Below are 19561 nucleotides of genomic sequence, written 5' to 3' on the forward strand. Positions count from 1 at the left end.
AGGGCCTGCCTGCATGCGCCGCTTCTGCCGCGATCACCCGATCAGGACCCCTGTTCGACCAGACAAGCCCGTTGATTGGTAAGCGGAAGCCTTCTCAGGTTCGGTGAGCCGACCGGGGGCGGGCCGCCTGTTGCACCGCGCTGATGACAGCGGACCGGTCGGTGGGTGAATAACTGCGAACGTTGGGCAGCTTGACCGAAGGGCCCATGGTGATGAATCGCTGATGGGGATTGTGCTGGGCGGCGGTGGCCACGGCCTCATGGAGACCTGGACCCACCGAGATGATCAGCCCGCACTTGCGCTGAACCAGGCTGTTGACATACGGCAGGGACGCCGCAGTGCTGCCCTTCGGCACCTGGATGCGCTGCGCGTTGATGGCAGCGCCTGAAGCGGCATTCTGCAGAGATGACCAGACGGGCTGGGCCATGGTCGCATCCTGTTGATCATTGACCAGGCAGGCGCGGAAATTTCTGGAGATGTTGTTGGCGACGATCTTCGGAGTCTGGGGGCCGGTCAGCAGAGCGACGGCAAGCCACGCCAGCAGGCCAGTGGCGACCAGTGCGCCTGCGGCAGCTATGAGCCGCACCCTTCGCGGGCGGTGGTGAAGACGGAAGGGAAGGTTCACGTGGCGCGCTCCAAAATCGCTTCTGCACCCTTGAGATCGGGATGGGCGGCGTCGACCCCGGTGTCGACGACGACGACGGTGATGCCTTGGCCCTGCGACGCGTGCCAGATCTCGTCCGCCTGGAACTGCGTGAGCGGCCATTCGGACGCGCGGATCACCACCGCTTCGGCGGGAGCGGCGGCCGCGAAGACACAAAGTCCCACACGGGTGTCGCCGAAAAGGGACGACCGTCGCAGGACCAGCAGCGCGGTCGACGCGCAGCGTCTGCCGGATCGTCTTCGCGGGAACGGCACGAACAGCTCCAATCAGTGTGGGCTTCCCGTACGGCACGCACGGGCAGCGCACGGAGCCAGCCAGGTTCTACCACATCGCCTGCGGCGGGCGACCCATGGCCGATTCACAGGTCAAGGCCGAGCATCCAGGGGCCAAGATTCGATCAAGGTCACAGGGATGAAACGGGCGCAAACGCAAGTGATCATGTCAAGTCGCCGAAGATGTTTGTCGACGAATTGTTGATCAACCGTCAAATAGGAGCTACAACTTCCGCTTACGTCTCCACGGGTGAGGCGTTGTCGTGTCCTTGGTGTGGGGGTTGTGCGATGAGTCGCCATCGGTTCCGCGTGTCGTCTGGTGCGGGTAAGGGGTTGGTGTCTGTCATCGCCTACCTCACCGGCGGTGTGCAGCGGCGCTGGCTGCGGGGGATCGCGCTCGCGGTCAGTGGTGCCCTGCTCGTGGTGCTGGGGACGCAGTCGGCCGAGGCGGTCATCGACGAGCACGCCCTGGCATCGGGCTCCGCGGTGCTGCCTCATCAGCGGATGGGTTCCGCTGCCGGGCTGTCGCACCAGGTGAAGTCGGCGGCGCTGCGCGCGAAGGGAAGTGCCTCAAGCCCGAAGGCTAAGTCGGTGCGCGGCGCGCTTCCGCTGTCCAAGACGCACGTGCCGAAGGCGAATGAGCGGGGTTCGTTCCGTCCGCAGGGGCAGCTTGCGGCGAAGCGCGTCTCGCCGCCAGCCAGGATCCGGGCGGCTCTGCTGAGGGACGCTCAACGGAAGGCGGCCAAGGCGGCCGACGCCGGTTCGTCGGCGCAGGAAGGCGACCCGCACATACCCGGCCCGAAGGCCAGCGGCGCGGAGGTAGTCAAGGACCGCACCGGGAACACGTCGGTGTTCCGGAACGCGGACGGCACCCTTACCGCGCGTGTCTACAGCCGCCCGGTGCACTACCGCACGGCGCAGGGCACCTGGGCCGACATCGACAGCACTCTGGTACAGGGTTCGGACGGCCGGTGGTCAGAGCGCGCTGACTCCGCCCCGGCCGGGTTCGCCCCGAGCGGAAACGATTCGCTCCTGGTGTCGTACGGGCCGTCGGCGAGCGAGCAGGTCGGCTACTCCCTGCAGGGCGCGGCCTCGGTGACGGGGCAGGCGTCGGGCAACGCGATCACCTATCCCCAGATCGCCACTTCCGCGGACCTGAAGTACTCGGTCACCTCGGGAGGCGTGAAGGAGACCCTGGTCCTGCACGACGCCTCGGCCCCGACGACGTGGGTGTTCCCCCTTCACCTGACCGGCCTGACCCCGTCCCTCACCTCGGACGGAAGCGTCGCGTTCAAGGACTCCAAGGGCGCGGTGCGGGTGACGATCCCGCACGGCTACATGGAGGACTCCAACATCGGCAAGGTGTCCGGCGAAGGCGCGACCTCCACCGGGGTGACCTACAGCCTGACCACCGTGGACGGCGCTCCGGCGCTGCGGGTGTCGCTCGACGCGTCCTGGCTGCACGACAAGGCCCGGGTGTTCCCGGTCAAGGTCGACCCGACGAACCTGAACGCGTCCTCCAGCACGTATGTGGAGACGCCGTACGACATCAACTTCTCCACCGATTCGGTGCTGAAGGTCGGCTCGTACGACGGTGGCAGCCACAAGGCCAACAGCTACGTTCTGAACTGGTCGTTCGGCTCGACGTTCCAGAACGACTACATCGAGCAGGCGTCGCTGTACCTGGATGACGTGTGGTCCGGCGGCTGCACCGCGGAACCCGTCTACGTCCACGGGATCACCAGTTCCTGGAACGTCGGCACGATCGCGGACTATCCCGGCCTGTCGTACGGGTCAACGATCGGCTCCTCCAGCTTCGAGGCCGGGGCGAGCTGCGGCGGCTCCTCCTGGCACGGGATCGACATCGGTGACAACCCCGGCGCGGCCGGTGTGAAGCTGCTGGAAGGCTGGGCCCACGGCACGACCTACAACAACGGTCTGGCGCTGACCGCGGACAACTCCGTCGTCGCGGCGTGGAAGCAGTTCGCCAGCGTCAACTCCTCCTACCCGCCCTACCTGTCGGTCACCTACAGCAGCTACGGCGCCGACTACTCGATCCCCAAGCAGACGTACACCGAGCCGACCGCGACCACCACCGGCTCGATGAAGGTGTCGCTCACCAACCGGGGCACCGCCTCCTGGTCGACGTCGAGCGTCCAGCTCGCCACCGACATCTACAACACGTCCTGGACGAAGCTGAGCACCAACGCCACCAAGACGTACGTGACGAGTTCGGTGAGCCCGAACTCCTCGCTGACGATGACCGGGACACTCCCGGCCGAGCCACCTGGCCAGTACTACGTGTGCTGGGACATGCTGACCAGCGGCACCTCGTTCTACACCACCTACAACGTGCCGACGTCGTGCGCTCAGTTCACCTCCGCGGACACTCCGCCGCAGATCGACTCAACCTCGCCGCCGTCCAACGTCGTGGCGGGCTCCCTCACGCCGCAGCTGTTCGCCAGCGGCAGCGACCCGGACAACTACCCCGGCAACGCGCTGACCTACGACTTCCAGGTCTACACCAATCCAACGTCCGGAAAGCCCAGCCTCGTGGTGGACTCCGGCTCGGTCAGCAAGACCCAGTGGACCGTTCCGGCCGGCAAACTCGCCTGGAACCAGTCGTACTACTGGACCGTGTCGGACAGCGACGGAGACGCCCAGAGCGCCTGGTCGCTTCCCTCGTACTTCTCCACCACCGTCACCCAGCCGCTGATCACCTCGCATCTCGGTGAGGCGGCACAGGGCCCGGCGGGCCGCACCTTCGCCCCAAGAGTCGGGAACTACACCACCTCCACGACCGACGCGGACGTCTCCGTGGCGGGCCCGGCGCTGTCGGTGACGCGCTCCTACAACTCGCTCGACCCGCGCACCGGCAACCTCTTCGGCGCGGGCTGGTCGACGCTGTACGACATGTCCGCGCTGCCGGACAACGACGGCTCGGGCGCGGTCGTGGTCACCATGGCGAACGGCCAGGCGACGCGCTTCGGCCTGAACGCGGACGGGACGACGTTCACACCGCCGCAGGGCACCTACTCCACGTTCCAGACCGTCAGCGGCGGCGGCTACACCCTGACCGACAAGTCGGGCACCACGTATACGTTCGGTCAGCAGGTCGGATCGGCTTGGAAGCTGAAGACGATCACGGACGCGTCCGGGCGGAGCGAGACCCTCTCGTACAACGCCGACGGCACCCTGGCCACGGCCACCAACACGACCAGCAGCCGCTCGCTGCACTTCACCTGGAGCGGCGGCCACGTCACTCAGGTGGCCACCGACCCGGCCACCTCCCCCGGCGGCACGGCCGAAACCTGGACGTACTCCTACAGCGGCGGCAACCTGACCGGGGTGTGCCCGCCCACGTCCTCCACGGCGTGCACCGCCTACTCCTACACCTCCGGGTCGTCCTCCGGCTCGCACTACCGCACGTCCGTACTGGACGCCAACCCCTCCTCCTACTGGCGCCTCGGTGAGTCGACCGGCACCTCGGCGGCCAGCGAGGTCGCCGTCAACGAGGGCAACGACAACGGCACCTACACCGGCGGTTACACCCTCGGCGCGGCCGGACCGCTGCCCGGCTCACCTACCACCGCCGCCACGTTCAACGGCTCCACTGGCTACGTCTCCCTGCCGAACAGCCTTCTGACCTCGGCGAGTTACGTCTCCGTCGGGATGTGGTTCAAGACCAGCGCCTCCGGTGTGCTGTTCGGCTACCAGAAGGACGCGCTGACTGGCACCTCCACGCCCGGCAACTACACGCCGACGCTGTATGTCGGCACCTCCGGGAAGCTGTACGGCGAGTTCTGGGCGGGCAGCGTCTCCCCGATCTCCACCTCGTCCTCGGTCGCCGACGGCGCATGGCACTACGCGGTGCTGTCCGCCGCCGGGAACACGCAGTCGCTGTACCTGGACGGGAACCTTGTCGGCACCCTCTCGGGGCAGGTGTCGGTGACCGGCCAGCCGGTGGACGCCATCGGCACCGGATTCATCGGCGGCCACTGGCCCGATGAGCCCCACTACAGCACCTCCAGCAACACCGGCTACCGCACCTTCTTCAACGGCTCCGTCGCCGAAGCCGCCTTCTACACCCACGCGCTCGGCCTCCCGGCCGTCCAGCAGCAGTACACCGCGGGCACCCATGCGGCCAGCGAGCTGACGGGCACCACCCTGCCCTCGGGTAAGACGGCGCTGGCTGCCTCCTACGACGCCTCCCGCGACCAGGCCACCCAGATCACCGACGCCGACGGCGGCACCTGGAAGCTCGGCCAGCCCACCACCACCGGCTCCGGCGCCTACTACCGCGACGCGGTCATCTCCCAGGCCGCCCCCAACTACTGGCGCTTTGAGGACACCTCCGGCAACCAGGCTGCCAACGAGGTCGCCGGGACGACGGCTTCCAACTGGTGGTCCTCCGGCCCCGCCACCTACAACAACGTCACCCTGGGCGCTCCCGGACTGTTCACCGGCAGCCCGGAGACCGCCGCGTCCTTCAACGGCACCAGCTCCTACGTCTCACTGCCGTCCACCACGATCTACGGCGGCAAGGTCTCGGCGAACTTCTCCATCGAGCTGTGGTTCAAGACCAGTGCCTCCGGCGAAACCCTGTTCAGCTACCAGAGCGGCCCGATCGGCACCACCCTGTCGGCCAACTACACCCCCGCCCTGTACGTCGGTGCCGACGGCCACCTGTACGGGCAGTGGTGGGACCACCTGCTGTCGCCCATGGAGTCCCCGGACCCCGTGAACGACGGGCAGTGGCACCAGGCCGTGCTCACGGTGAACACCAACGGTGAGCAGACCCTCAACCTGGACGGCCAGCAGGCCGACACCCGCACCGGCCAGCAGCTGGACTTCACCGGCGAGAACGTCGTCTCCATCGGCGCGGGCTACCTGTCCGGATCCTGGCCCTCCCTGCCCTCGAACAACCCCCAGGGCTACTTCAACGGCTCCATCGCCGAGGTCTCCACCTTCAACCAGGCACTGAGCACGCAAACCGTCGCCGCCCAGTACGCCGCCCGCGGCACGTCCAACGGCGCCACCCCGGTCACCACGGCGACCGTCACTGACCCCACAGGCAAGACCCTCAGCTACCGCTACGACCCCGCCAACGGCTCCCGCCTGATCTCGGTCACCGACGCGCTCGGCCACACCACCTCCTACTCCTACGACTCCGGCGGCTTCCTGGCCACGGTGACCGACCCGGACGGCAACTTCACCACCACCACGCACAACACGCGCGGGGACACGCTGTCGAGCACCACCAGCGACATGCACGGCGACACCACCACCAGCTACACCAACTACCCGGCAACCGGCACCTACGGCGTCACCGACCCGCGCAACGACCAGCCCATCTCCTCCGCAGACCCGCGCTCCACCAGCGCCACAGACACCACCTACGCCACCAGCTACACCTACGACTCCGCCGGGAACCTGCTCACCTCCACGGACCCCGACCAGCACGTCGTCACCAAGTCGTACACGGCGGGCACGGAGTCCGCGGTCGGTGGCGGCACCGAACCTGCCGGGCTCCTGGCGACCGTCAAGGACGCGAAGGGCAACGTCACCGGCTATGCCTACGACAGTGCCGGCGACCTGGCCCAGGTGACCTCGCCCTCGGGCTTGAAGACCGCCTACACCTACGACAACCTCGGCCGGCGCCTCACCCGCACTGAGACCTCGGACACCTACCCGGGCGGCGTGACCACCAGCTACACCTACGACGGCCAGGACCGCGTCGTCACCGCTACCGGACCGGCCACGACCGACGCCGTCAAGGGCACCATCCACACCCCGCAGACCACGTACGCCTACGACGACGACGGCAAGACCACCTCGCTGGCGGTCGCCGACACCACGGGCGGCGACCAGACCCGCACCACGGCATGGACGTACAACTCGTATGACCAGTTGGCCTCGGTCACCGACGCCGTGGGCCGCAAGACCTCCTACGGCTATGACGCCTACGGCAACCGCACCTCGGAGAACGACGCCGACGGCAACGCCTACACATACGCCTACTCACCGACCGGTGAACTGCTCAGCACGACGCTGACCAACTACACCGGAGACCCGGAGAACCCGTCTTCGCCCACCTCTCTGGTGGTGGACTCGCGTGCCTACGATCCGGCCGGCTGGCTGGCCTCCGACACCGACTCGATGGGCCGCACCACCGGCTACTACTACAACTGGAACCACAAGCTCATCCAGAGCTACCTGGCCAAGTTCCACAACACCGATGGCTCCACCACCACCAAGGTCCTCCAGCAGGATGCCTACGACGCTGCCGGACGCCTGATCGAGCAGCAGAAGACTGCGGCCCTCATCGAGACCGACTACACCGTCGACCCCGCGGGCCTGGTCACCGGATCCGTCTTCGACCCCTACGGCCAGGACAAGACCACCACCTCCAACAGCTACGACCCGGTCGGCAACCTCACCTCCCGCTCCGTCACCCAGGGCAGCACCACCGAACAGACCGACTACACCTACGACACCCTCGGCGACGTCACCTCGCAGACAGTCCACGACGGCTCCACCAGCCTCGTCACCACCCACACCTACGACGAGCGCGGCAAACTGATCTCCACGGTCGACCCGCGCGGCAACGTCACCGGCGCAACGGCGGCGAACTACACCACCACCTACGCCAACGACCAGGCCGGGCGCCTGACCCAGGTCACCGCGCCGGTGGTGAACGCCGAGAAGAACGGCGGCACCCCGCAGGCGATCCACCCCCTCACCTTCTACGGCTACAACACCTTCGGCGACAAGACCTCCGTCGACGACCCCGACGGCAACATCACCACCTACACATACGACGCCCGTGCCGAACAGGTCGCGGTCTCCGACTCCGCCTACACCCCGCCGGGGTCCACCACCTCCATCACCCCGACCACGACCACGCAGTACAACGCGGCCGGCCAAGTCAGCCAAGTCACCGACGGCAACGGCAACACCACCAGCTACACCTACACACAGCTCGGCAACCTCGCCCAAGTCGTCCAGCCCGCGGTGAACGGCTCGTCGCCGACCACCCACACCACCTACGACACCGACGGCGAGAAGCTCTCCGTCACCGACCCCACCGGCGCGCAGACCACCTCCACCTACGACGACCTCGGCCGCACCGCGACCGACAGCCAAGTCGTCCGCCAGCCCTCCACCGTCACCGACACCACCACCTACGGCTACGACAACGCGAACAACCGCACCTCGATCACCCTGCCCGGCGGCGAGAAGTCCACATCCACCTACGACACCGCCGGCGACCAGCTCACCGCCACCGACCCGCTGAACAACACCACCACCAACACCTACGACCTCGACGGGCGGCTCACCAAGACCACCCTCCCCGACGGCACCGCCACCACCAGCGGCTACGACCTCGCCGGGCGCCTAACCGCCACCAGCAACCTCGACGCCACCGGCAAGACCCTGACCACCACCGGCTACGGCTACGACCCGGCCGGCAACAAGACCTCCGTCACCGATCCCAACGGCAACACCACCACCTACACCTACGACGCCACCAACGTCCTCACCCAGCAGACCGAACCCGTCACCTCCAGCTCATCGATCACCACCAGCTTCGGCTACGACGCCGCCCGCCAGCGCACCCGCTACACCGACGGCAATGGCAACGCCACCATCACCACCTACAACCCGCTAGGCCTGCGCGAATCCCTCATCGAGCCGAGCACCCCGTCCTTCCCCAACGCCTCGGACCGCACCACCACCGTCGCCTACGACGCCAAGGGCAACCCGACAGCCGTCACCCGTCCCGGCGGCGTCACCGAAACAGCCAACTACGACGCCGACGGCCGCCTGAGCAGCCAGGCCGGCAGCGGAGCGGAAGCCGCCACTACCACCCGTACCTTCGGCTACGACGCCGACGGCCGCATCACCTCTGTCAGCGCACCCGGCGGCACCGACGCCTTCACCTACAACGATCGCGGTGAGCTCCTCTCCTCCGCAGGCCCCTCCGGAAGCGCCAGCTACGCCTACACCTCCGACGGCCAGATCGCCTCCCGCACCGACAAGGCCGGCAGCGCCAGCTACACCTACGACAGCGACGGCCGCCTGTCCACCGCCACGGACCCGCTGACCAACGCCACCCTCACGTACAGCTACAACCACATCAGCCAGGCCACCGGCATCAGCTATGGCAGCAACAGCGCCAGCCAGTCCTTCGGCTACGACTCGCAGCACCGTCTGACCAGCGACACCCTCACCGCCCCCGGCGGCAGCACCGAAGCCTCCATCACGTACGGCTACGACGCCGACGGGCACGTCACCAACCAGACCACCACCGGCACCGCCGCAGCTGCCGCCAGCACCTACACCTACGACCAGTCCGGCCGCCTCGCCACCTGGAACAACGGCACCGCCACCACCACCTACGGCTACGACAACGCCGGCAACCGCACCACCGTCACCACCGGATCCAGCACCACCAACTCGACGTACAACGCCCGCGACGAACTGACCTCCAGCACCAACGGCACCACGACCACCAACTACAGCTACACCGCCCGTGGCACCCTCAACACGGTTACAGGCGCCGGCACCACCGAAAACCTCACCTATGACGCCTTCGACCAACTCGTCACCGACGGCTCGGCCAGCTATACCCACGACGCCCTCGGCCGCCTCGCCACCAGAGGCAGCAACACCTTCACCTACAACGGCGTCAGCAACACCATCGTCTCCGACGGCACCGACACCTACGACCGAGCACCTGACGGATCGATCCTCAGCGTCAGCAACTCCAGTGGCGCCGCCCTCGCCTACACGGACCAGCGCGGCGACCTGACCGCCACTTTCACCCCCACCGCCACCACCCTGGTCGGCTCCGTCGCCTATAACCCCTACGGCCAGAGCCTCGCCACCACCGGCACCCAGCACAGCCTTGGCTACCAAGGCGGCTGGACCGACCCGGCCACCGGTCGCGTCGCCACCGCCAGCCGCTGGTACGACCCCGCCACCGGCAACTTCACCAGCCACGACCCCACCGACCAGCCCCCCACCCCTTCCGTCAACGCCAACCCCTACACCTACGCCAACGACGATCCCACCGACGGCACGGACCCCACCGGACACGACTTCTGGTCAACGCTTGGCCTCGACATCGAGTACTTCTGGCCGGTTGAGTGCCCGGAGTGTTACGTCCTGAATCGCATCATTCACTACCAACCGCCGCAACCGGCGCCATATGTCAGCCCGATGCAGCCCGACTATTCCGAAATCCCCAACGACTACTCAACCGGCGGTGACTCGTACACAACACCGGTCTACGACGACAGCGGCTCCTACGGGGGCGGCTCCTACGACGGTGGTTCATACGACGGTGGTTCCTATGGAGCCGGCTACTCGGGCGGAGGTTCCCACAAACCAATTGCCCCGCCTCCGCCTCCGCCGCCGCCCCCGACCGCACTCATGGGTCTGGGCGAGTACCCGGGAGCCCGGCCGCATGGCCAAACCGACGGAGCCAGCCCCCGAATCAGCCCCCGGGACCTGCTCTCACCCTCCAAGCTGATCGGCACCCTCGGGAGCTTGTTCGGATCCGGCTATGAGCCGACCTCCAACGGCACATCCGAGCAGAACGCAACCTCCGGAGGGCTCGGCAGCATCGGCGGCGCCTTCGACTTCCTCTACCACGCCTCCGGGCTGTCGGACGTCGTCGACTGTGCCACCAACCCCACCTGGGGCGGCTGCGCGCAGGCTGCTGGCACGGTCCTCCTCACAGTCGGAACCGGCGGCGAAGACGAAGTTGCCCTCATCGGCGAAAGGGCACTGGAAGAGGGCGCCGACAAGGGCGCGAGCGACGCGGCCGCAGGCATGTGCAGCTTCGCGCCTTCGACACCCGTACTGATGGCAAATGGCAAGACCAAGCCAATCGGCAAGATCAAGACCGGCGACAACGTCGAGGCTGGCAACCCCGACACCGGCAAGCACCAAGGCACCCGCACGGTCCAGCACGTGTGGATCAATCACGACCACGACCTGCTCGACCTCACCATCCGCACCAAGGGCGGCCACACTGCCACCCTCCACACCACCGCCAACCACCCCTTCTGGGACGACACCACCCACAGCTGGGTCCCCGCCGGGAAGCTGCACGCGGGCGATGCGCTCAGTACGGCCACCAACGGTCATGCCTACGTTGCCGCCATCCGTCACACACCGGGCGCGGCCAACCGCTGGAACCTCACCGTCCAGCAACTCCACACGTACTATGTCGTGGCGGCGGGCAACATCCCGATCCTCGTGCACAACGACGACGGATTGTGCGGAGTAATACGTGGATCAGATGGGCGTTTCCAGTCGGATCCAAATCGAGTGGAGCCAGATGCGAAGTATGACCGTGTCACTCTCCGCTCATCGACAAAGCAGGCTGTTCAGGACGCAGCGCCACGAGACGAAGAGGGTAACTTCATCGATCCGAACACTGGTCAGAGCATTCCTTCTGAAGGTCCATTCCACTACGGACATAAGCCGGGTTACGAGTACTGGCGCAATCGAGACATGGCGCAGGCGAAAAACTGGACCCGGCAACAGTTCGTCGACTTTGAGAACGATCCGGACCATTATCAAATTGAAGATCCCTACAACAATATGAGTCATCAATATGAGCAACCATGATTCGCGTGATCGTCAGGGCCGGACTCCCCTCCATGCTGCTGCATTGCGTGGGGACCTTTCCGGGGTCGAGCAGCTGATTACTGCTGGCGCTGACCCAAACGCTGCGGATGACAACGGGTTCACTCCGTTGCATCTGGCCGCGCAAGAGGGCCAACTGGCCGCAGCACGGCTGCTGCTGGATGCAGGCGCAGAAGTCGATCGGCAAAACCGATTCGGCAATACTGCCCTGTTCGTTGCGGTGTTCAACTCTCGCGGCAGGGGCGATGTGATTTCCCTGCTGCGAGAGCATGGCGCCGACCCTATGGCCATCAATGCGAGTGGGCAGACTCCGCTTGGCCTAGCTCGTTTGATTGCCAATTTTGACGTAGCTCAGTACTTCGGGGACCTGGGGACTTCGGATTAAGCCAGTGAAGGCCCGGGATCGATTCGGCCTCATTTGTTCCCGGCGCCTGGCCTCCCCCGACAGCTTCTTCGGCAGAGGTTGGTTGGGGGGAGCCGTCAGGCTTCCGATCGCCATTGGCGAGGAACTGGATCCGTGGTTGCACGTCGATCGGTTGGCCCGGCGAATGTTGTCAGGGCGCGTAGCGGACGACGAGAAGTGGGCGAGGAGGGGACATGCCCGTATTGCGAGAGTCAGGCTGACGCCGAGGCGCCGGAAGCGCGTCTGGCTGACCTGTACGCAAGCGGCTGACGCGTCCCGCGCTGGTGCGCGCGCTGGCGGAGACGCAGCTGGACGTCGCGGTGATCGACATCCGGCTGCCGCCGACGCGCACGGACGAGGGGCTGCGGGCGGCGTTGGAGGCCCGCCGCGGGCGCGGTCGGCCAGCTCCTCAAGGACCGGGTCACCCGCACCGCCCAGTTCCTGGACGCGCTGCGCACGGTGGCGGGCGGAGGGACGGTGATGGACCCGCAGGTTATCGCCGGGCTCCTCACCCGCAGCGAGAAGCAGGGCCGCGTCGCCGCCCTGACCCCCGTGAGCACGAGGTCCTCGCCCTCATGGCCGAGGGCCACTCCAACGCCGCGATCGCCGGTGCCCTGCACTTCAGTGAGAGCGCGGTGGCCAAGTACATTGCGTCCATCTTCGCGAAGCTGCGCATCGACCAGTCGCCGCACGCCAACCGCCGGTGCTGGCGGTGCTCGCGTACCTGAAGGCTTGAGCGGGGCGGCGTAGCACGGCGTGAGCCCGGTCATGCCCGTACGGACAGCCCCCTGGCCGCCATATCACGGACACCCTGACTGAGATGACCATCGGGTTGGAGGCACCCGATCGCCGTTTTCGAGGCCAGGCAGCCGCCATCGCGGGGCAGGAAGAACGGCCGGAAGGGAAATCCGCTGCGCCCACCTTGTAGCGCCCTTTCCGAGCAGGGGAGACGGCTGCTGAGCCGACCGGGCGTGTCCATCCGGGACGGTGTCGGGACGCGGTTGGGACGCAAGGATAGGAACAGACTGACAAGGCTCGGGAAGCCCCGGCACTGCTCACCGGCTCTGAACTGCGAAAACGCCCAGGATGAGCGTTGATCGACAAGGGCCGCCAAGATCCCCAAAGGACTCATAATCCGTCGGCCGTGGGTTCGAGTCCCACCCGCCCCACCAAGAACGGGTAAGAGAATCGTTCTGAACTGTGCAAACGCGTGCGGCGGCGCGAAGTGGGGGCCGGTGTGGCCCCGTTCGCGCCGCCGCGTGGGGTGTCGGGGTGGCCGGCCTCAGGCGGTCGGCACCTTCACGGGCTCCTGACCGCTCAGGGTCTCCTCCTCGATGCGCGGCAGGCACCGGTCGAGCCAGGACGGCATCCACCAGTTCGCCTTGCCCAGGACTTCCATCGCGGCCGGCACCAGCACCAGCCGCACGATCGTCGCGTCGACGAGCACCGCGACCGCGAGCCCGAGGCCGATCTGCTTGACCGCCACATCGGGTGTGGCGACGAACCCGAGGAAGACCAGGAACATGATCGCCGCGGCGGCGGTGATCACGCGCGCGGTGACCACGAGGCCCCGGGTCACGGCCGTGGAGTTGTCCGAACCGCGCAGCCACACCTCCCGGATCCGCGACAGCAGGAACACCTCGTAGTCCATCGACAGTCCGAACAGGATCACGAACAGGAAGACGGGCACCCAGGTCGTGACGGGCATCTTCTCCGGGAAGCCGAACAGCTTCCCGGCCCAGCCCCACTGGGCGACGGCGGTCAGCACGCCGTAGGAGGCGGTGACCGACAACAGGTTCATCACCGCCGCCGTCAGCGCGATCACCACCGACCTGAACATCGCGAGGATCAACAGCACCGACAGCACCACGACTGTGGCGATCACCCAGGGGAGCCTGCGCCCCATGAAGTCGGCGAAGGTGACGTTCCCCGCGTTGGGGCCCGTCAGGTACGCGTGCATCCCGGTTCCGGCGGTCGCTCGTGGCAGCGTCGTCGTATTCAGCGTGTTGACGAGCGCGTTCGTCTCCGGGGCCTGCTTCTGCGTCGTGGGGTAGGCGACGATCATCAGGGCCTTGCCGTCGGAGGAGGTGACCGGCGGTGTCACCTCGGCCACGCCCGGCACCGTCCGCAGCGCGTCGACGATACGCCCGCCGTCCGACGCGGCGGCGTCCGGTCGGGGCAGCTTGGCCGCCACGATCAGGGGGGCGTCGAACCCGGGGCCGAATCCCTCGGACATCGTCGCGTACGCCTTGTAGCCCATCGAGTGACGCGGCTGGGTCGAGTCGTCCGGCATCGACAGCTTCATGGCCAGGGCGGGCGCGGCCAGGGCCAGGATCACCACCGTGGAGGCGGCCACCGCCGTCACCGGGCGCCGCTGGATGAGCCGTGCCCACCGTTCGGCGGGATGCGGTCCGCTCTCCGCCGCGTCCGGAGCCTCGGCCACGGCGGGCTGCTGCTGACCGGCCCGCACCCGCACGGAGCGGAGGACCATCTGACGGATCTGACCGGGCTCCCCGCTCGCCGGGTGGTCGAACCGACGGCAGGGCATCACCGCCCCCAGGTACTCCTCGACGGGGTGGCCCGTCTGCTCGCCGAGAAGCCGCCTGCCCCCGTCATCGCCGAGCACCGCATCGACCTAGCAGAGAAGCTGCAGCTGCTGGAGAAGCTCGGCCTGCGGCCACCACGTGACCTGAACGCCGACGACAGGTAAATCCCATGCGGAGCGCCCCGGGCCAGGACTTGTGCGGCTTCCGCGGAGCGATCACCACACCAAGGGGTGGGCATCACACCGGAACAGACTTGGGGAGGAACCGGTGAGCACTACCGAGCGGAGATGGCTCGTGCGGTTTTCGTGGGCGGCACTCGCGGTGCCGGCGAGCGCGATGCTGACGGCGATTGCGTTCGGCCTCGTCTACGGTGCGTCGCTGACGCCGGGACTGTAAATCGTTCGGCCCTGTCTCACATTCGGTGGTGACGCAGCGTGCTGCTATCCGAGGAGGATGCGGTGGCGGAGAAGGGTGAAGCCTGCTCGTCCGTGCATCTGGCGCGCGATCCGCTTGGTCTTGGTGTTGACGCCTTCGGTGGGGCCGTTGCTGTGCGGAAGCGTGAGAGCGGCGATCACGGCGTCGCTGTCACGCTCCAGCCCTCGAGTGAAGGCGTGCAGACGAGGCAGATCGGCTGCGCGGACCTGGACGATCCAGCGCGAGAGCCCGTCGGCATTTTCTGCGCGAGGCATCAAGAGCTGTGCGAAGTCTCTGATAAAGCTGGCCAGTTGGGTCATCTCCGGGCAGGCGCCGGTGAGCTTGGCCAGGAGCTCGTGTTGTTCGGCTTTGAGGTTGCCGGGCCTGGTGAGGAGCATCCGGGCAAGCCGGCGCGGGGAGATGTGGCTGCGCTCGGCGTCTGCGCGGCCTTGGCTGATGTACTTGTGCAGAAGGTTCAGGCAGCCCGTGAAGCCGAGGACCTTGATCTCTTCGAAGAGGTGACTGACGGGGACGGCGGGGTCTTCGGTCCGGCGTTTGCGCAGGTGTTCACGGTAGGGGTCGACGAGGCTGGCGCGGTATTTGGGGACGCGGAACATCCGCTCGGGTCGATCCGCGCGGGCGTAGCGTTTGACGGTGTTCAGGGCGAGTTGCAGACGCCGGGCGCATTCGAGCAGGCCGACACCCTTGTCGAGGAGGTCGTGGATCTGGTGCCAGCGTTCGAGGGTGGTCTGGGCGCGGGGCCCGTCGTAGAGGGGTGCTTCCAGCACGGTGGCCCAGCAGGTGCTGTGTGCCTTGACCTCGCTGAGGGCGGCTTCGCACAGGTTTTCCACAGATGCCAGCGATCTCCGATCTGTATCGCGTCGGGCAGGGCGCGGCGGATCGCCTCGGCATAGGTCGCCGAGCCGTCGCGGCACACGACCTCGATGCCGGGATGCTCGCGCAGCCATGCCTCGAGGGTGTCGGCGGTGCGGTCGGGCAGCACGTCGATCCGCTCATGGGTTTCGGCGTCGATCACCACGGTGGCATAGCGGTGCCGCCGGCGCAGAGCGAAGTCGTCGACACCGATCACGCGGGGCGTCCGCCTTGTGGCCAATGGGATGCGCAGCAGCGTGCGCAGGGCCGTGTGACGCGACAGGCTCACCGCGAGTACCGCCAGTAAACGCGCCCCGGCTCGGCCCGCTAACTCCTTGACCACTGCCTTGATTTGCCTCGTCAGGCGGGCGGTGCGGCGCTGGTATCGCTCAAGAACTCCGGGCACCTGTTCGCGGAAGGTGTGGCAGCAACCGCGCGTCGGACACACCAGGCGCCGCACCCGCACACGGACCACCACCCGGCGGTCATCCACCGGCACGTCGGCCACCGTCCGCAGCTGATATCCGTGCACCCGCCCGGATAACGCTCCGCACACCGGGCAGACCGCTGCCTCCGTCGGCGTTCGAGCTCGCACGACGATCCGCTCGCCTTCGTCGGCGACCACCTCTATGACCAGCGGGTACAGACCCGAAAAGACCGTCTGCACAAGCTCGTTGACATCCTTCACGGAAACGTCAACGACCCTCACGACTCTCCGTCACCACCGAATGTGCGACAGGGCCGCTCGTTTGACAGACCCAAGCCTGGCAGCGCGAAGTGGCGGGCTGCCCTCGAAGGGACGACCGTCGCGTAGGAGTGCCCAAAGGACGTTCAGGCGGCGGCGCGCGAGGGCGATGACGGCCTGCTTATGGGTCTTCTTCTCGGCCCTTTTGCGTTCGTAGTACGCCTTTGAGACCAGGCAGCATCGGGCCGCGACCTGGGCGGACATGTAGAAGACCCGCATCAGGCGGCGGCAGTAGCGACGAGGTCGGCGCATATTGCCGCTGATCCGGCCCGAGTCCTTCGGAACGGGTGCCAGGCCGGCGACACCGGCGAGGCGATCGGCGGTGCCGAAGACGCTCATGTCGCCGCCGGTATGGGCTATGAACTCGGCGGCTAGGACGGAGCCGATGCCGGGCATGCTCAAGATGACCTCGGCGTGCGGGTGGTCGCGAAACCGGCCCCCGATCAGGGCGTCGGTCTCGTCCGGCAGCCGTACGGGACTGCCGCTGTGGGCGACGAGGAGTTCCCGTTCCTTTGTCAGGATGCGTACGTGCGTGGCGTCAAGGTCCTCGGCATTCTGCACGATCTCCGAGAGTCCCTGGAGACGGTCGCTGGACAGATTGCCTGCGTGATCTCGGGTACGTCTCAGCGCGTGCCGTACTTGACCGTCCAGTCCGGCGAACCGGCTACCGAGTCGCTCGACTGCTGCCTCAGTCGCAGCCAAGCCCTCCGGCTCCGGTACGACGGCTCCTTCTGGGATGCCCTCCAGAGAGAAGAGCGCATCGGCGGACGCAATCCCCCGCTCCACCACGGTCGTTCGACGCACCGCATCCCCCCGTGCTCATCCCTGCCCCCGCATACCTCGGCACTCCCTACGACACAGGGTAACGAGGCCAGTGCAATCAACACACGTCAACCCGAAACCTGTCGCCGTATGGCCCGAGCCCAAAGAACAGCCCTAACGCGCTGCTCGACGGGTTGAGCCCGACAAGTCGATTGACCCGCGCTATCTGATCCAGGACGACCACCTCACGCCCCGTCAGAAACAGCGTCGACCGAGCGTCAAGACATCTCCCGAACCCGTCTCTTACGGAGTTGAGGCAGAACGTTCTAGACCCACGCCCCCGCTGCGAAACCGCAGGTGAGCCACGTGGCTGGAACCTACAACATGCTCCACACAGTGGACTTCGGGAAACAGGTCGAGCACCACCGACTACATCTGGAAACCCAAGAAAGTCGTAGGTCAGAGCCCCTTTGCAGCAGGTTCCAGAATCGCCACGCACTCCACGTGCGACGTCATCGGAAAGATGTCAGAAGTGGGGATCCTGGGCGTAACCGCAGGTCAGGCGGCATTTTCGACTCCACCGAAGGGCCCCTTGAACACTCGGAGCGTCAAACGAGCGTCAAGGCCGAGATATGCGTTGGCCTCCGTTCCTGAGACCCATCCAGTGCAGTACCGCACGGGTGACGGCCGTCCATCTCAGCCGTGACCCAGTCTCCGGCAGGGCTCCGGCTGGCATCGGTGTGCAGTCGAGCCATGACCGCATGCCCCTCGAATGCCAGAGGCAGCTCTGATCGTCAGGCTTTGTCAGTGGGTAGGCCTAAGTGGGCGGTTCGTGAGTCTTTGAGTGGATCTGCGGTCGCCTGATGGTGTGGCGGCGGGGCGGAATCTACCGGTCCGCGGTTGTTGATCTGGTGATGTGTTCGGGTGAGCCTTCCCCTTGATCGTGGACACCTGGAGTCTGGGATCTTGAGGTTCCAGAGGAAGTAGCACCAGGTGGGAAGCAAGTACACGAAGCGGTACACCGAGGAGTTCAAGCGGGACGCGATCGCGCTCGTCGACTCCTCGGGCAAGACGGTCACCGCGTTCGCGCGGGAGCTCGGTATCAGCTCGGAGTCCCTGCGCGGCTGGTACCGCCAGGCAAAGGCGGATCGGGGCGAGGGCGCCCCGGGCGAGCTCACCACGGCCGAACGCGAAGAGCTCAAGCGGTTGCGTCGGCAGAACGCCGAGCAGGCCAAGACGATCGAGGTGCTGCGAAAAGCCGCGGTCTTCTTCGCGAAAGAGAGCGATCGGTGAACGAGATGTACGCGTTCATCGAGGCGGAGAAGACCACCCACGGCGTCGCTTTCCTGTGCCGACTGCTCAAGGTGGCCCGCTCCTCCTTCTACGCCTGGCTCGCCGCGGCCAAGACCCGCTCGGCCCGCCAGGCCGCCGACGAGGCCCTGGCCCACGAGATCACCGTCATCCACGTCGCCTCCCGCCACACCTACGGCGTCCCGCGCATCCCTGCCGAGCTGCGGCGCCTGGGGCGACGCGTGAACCGCAAGCGGGTCGCCCGCCTGATGCGCGAGCACGGCATCCAGGGAGCCCACCGCCGCAGGCGGCGTTCGCTGACCCGGCCGGACAAGAAGGCGAAGCCGGCTCCCGACCTGATCGGCCGCGACTTCCACGCCGAAACCCCCGGCACAAAACTGGTCGGCGACATCACCGCCCTGCCCACCGGCGAGGGCTGGCTCTACCTTGCCTGCTGGCTGGATCTGGCCACCCGCGAGGTCGTCGGCTACTCGATGGCCGGCCACCATCGCGCCGAGCTCGTCGTCGACGCGCTGAAGATGGCCGCCGGACGCGGCCGTCTCCAGCCCGGCTGCATAGCGCATTCAGACCGCGGCAGCGAATACACCAGCAGCCACTTCCGCCGCCACATACACGAGTTGGGCCTCCGGCAGAGCTGCGGACGCACCGGATCTTGCTTCGACAATGCCGCCGCGGAGAGTTTCTGGGCCCTGCTCAAAGAAGAGATCGGCACCCGCGTCTGGCCCGACCGGACCACCGCCCGCGCCGAGGTCTTCGACTTCATCGAGACGTTCTACAACCGCCGCCGACTGCGCAAGCACAAGGTCTTCGGCTACCTCACCCCGGCCGAGACCCGACAGCGGCACCAACACGACCTCGCGGCATAAGGATCGAGTGTCCAAGATCACGGGGAAGCTTCACCGCTCGTTC

Annotated in this window: 10 protein-coding genes and 2 pseudogenes; 7 read left to right on the top strand and 5 right to left on the bottom strand. The window is 66.9% G+C overall.

Annotated features, from left to right (window positions below):
• Positions 1-94 precede the first annotated feature (94 nt).
• Both ACFYZB_RS43505 and ACFYZB_RS43510 read right to left on the bottom strand, forming a co-directional pair.
• Positions 95-625 (bottom strand): hypothetical protein, encoded by a 531-nt coding sequence (locus tag ACFYZB_RS43505; RefSeq protein WP_388767413.1) that lies wholly within the window; start codon positions 623-625, stop codon positions 95-97.
• Positions 622-930 (bottom strand): hypothetical protein, encoded by a 309-nt coding sequence (locus ACFYZB_RS43510; protein ID WP_388767415.1) that lies wholly within the window; start codon positions 928-930, stop codon positions 622-624. Before ACFYZB_RS43510 ends, ACFYZB_RS43505 begins: the two co-directional genes overlap by 4 nt.
• Before the next feature lie 342 nt (positions 931-1272).
• Here ACFYZB_RS43510 and ACFYZB_RS43515 point away from each other — a divergent pair, with 342 nt between their 5' ends.
• The 3 genes and pseudogenes from ACFYZB_RS43515 to ACFYZB_RS43525 all read left to right on the top strand — a co-directional run bounded on the left by ACFYZB_RS43515 (position 1273) and on the right by ACFYZB_RS43525 (position 12737).
• A complete protein-coding gene (locus ACFYZB_RS43515; RefSeq protein ID WP_388767416.1) occupies positions 1273-11580 on the top strand; it encodes a LamG-like jellyroll fold domain-containing protein in 10308 nt (3435 codons plus the stop codon).
• Positions 11567-11983 (top strand): ankyrin repeat domain-containing protein, encoded by a 417-nt coding sequence (locus ACFYZB_RS43520; RefSeq protein ID WP_388767418.1) that lies wholly within the window; start codon positions 11567-11569, stop codon positions 11981-11983. The genes ACFYZB_RS43515 and ACFYZB_RS43520 overlap by 14 nt, the downstream gene beginning before the upstream one ends.
• A 284-nt stretch (positions 11984-12267) precedes the next feature.
• Positions 12268-12737, top strand: a pseudogene (locus tag ACFYZB_RS43525) (DNA-binding response regulator).
• Positions 12738-13283: 546 nt separating this feature from the next.
• On the opposite strand, the gene ACFYZB_RS43530 reads toward ACFYZB_RS43525, so the two are convergent.
• Positions 13284-14492 (bottom strand): MMPL family transporter, encoded by a 1209-nt coding sequence (locus ACFYZB_RS43530; protein ID WP_388767420.1) that lies wholly within the window; start codon positions 14490-14492, stop codon positions 13284-13286.
• A 33-nt stretch (positions 14493-14525) separates the two neighbouring features.
• On the opposite strand from ACFYZB_RS43530, the gene ACFYZB_RS43535 reads away from it, so the two are divergent.
• Together ACFYZB_RS43535 and ACFYZB_RS43540 are read left to right on the top strand one after the other, a co-directional pair.
• On the top strand, positions 14526-14711 hold the full coding sequence (locus ACFYZB_RS43535; protein WP_388767421.1) for a hypothetical protein: 186 nt from the start codon (positions 14526-14528) through the stop codon (positions 14709-14711).
• Between the two features lie 103 nt (positions 14712-14814).
• Complete coding sequence (locus tag ACFYZB_RS43540; RefSeq protein WP_388767423.1) at positions 14815-14943, top strand: hypothetical protein; 129 nt, start codon at positions 14815-14817, stop codon at positions 14941-14943.
• Between the two features lie 44 nt (positions 14944-14987).
• On the opposite strand, the pseudogene ACFYZB_RS43545 reads toward ACFYZB_RS43540, so the two are convergent.
• Positions 14988-16543, bottom strand: a pseudogene (locus tag ACFYZB_RS43545) (ISL3 family transposase).
• Positions 16544-16552: 9 nt separating this feature from the next.
• Positions 16553-17140, bottom strand: coding sequence for a transposase (locus ACFYZB_RS43550; RefSeq protein WP_388767424.1), 588 nt, complete (start codon positions 17138-17140; stop codon positions 16553-16555).
• A gap of 1194 nt (positions 17141-18334) precedes the next feature.
• Here ACFYZB_RS43550 and ACFYZB_RS43555 point away from each other — a divergent pair.
• Complete coding sequence (locus tag ACFYZB_RS43555) at positions 18335-18634, top strand: transposase (protein WP_388767425.1); 300 nt, start codon at positions 18335-18337, stop codon at positions 18632-18634.
• A gap of 5 nt (positions 18635-18639) precedes the next feature.
• Positions 18640-19518 carry an IS3 family transposase gene (locus tag ACFYZB_RS43560; RefSeq protein WP_388767445.1) on the top strand — a complete coding sequence of 293 codons (879 nt, stop codon included), beginning with the start codon at positions 18640-18642 and terminating at the stop codon, positions 19516-19518.
• Positions 19519-19561: the final 43 nt, after the last annotated feature.

It is taken from the genome of Streptomyces sp. NPDC001852 (genome assembly GCF_042891825.1).
Taxonomy (GTDB): Bacteria; Actinomycetota; Actinomycetes; order Streptomycetales; family Streptomycetaceae; genus Streptomyces.

Coding starts and splice junctions, on each gene's coding strand:
- ACFYZB_RS43520 (WP_388767418.1), top strand. CDS start 11,567: ATGAGCAACCATGATTCGCGTGATCGTCAGGGCCGGACTCCCCTCCAT.
- ACFYZB_RS43530 (WP_388767420.1), bottom strand. CDS start 14,492: ATGGTCCTCCGCTCCGTGCGGGTGCGGGCCGGTCAGCAGCAGCCCGCC.
- ACFYZB_RS43560 (WP_388767445.1), top strand. CDS start 18,640: ATGTACGCGTTCATCGAGGCGGAGAAGACCACCCACGGCGTCGCTTTC.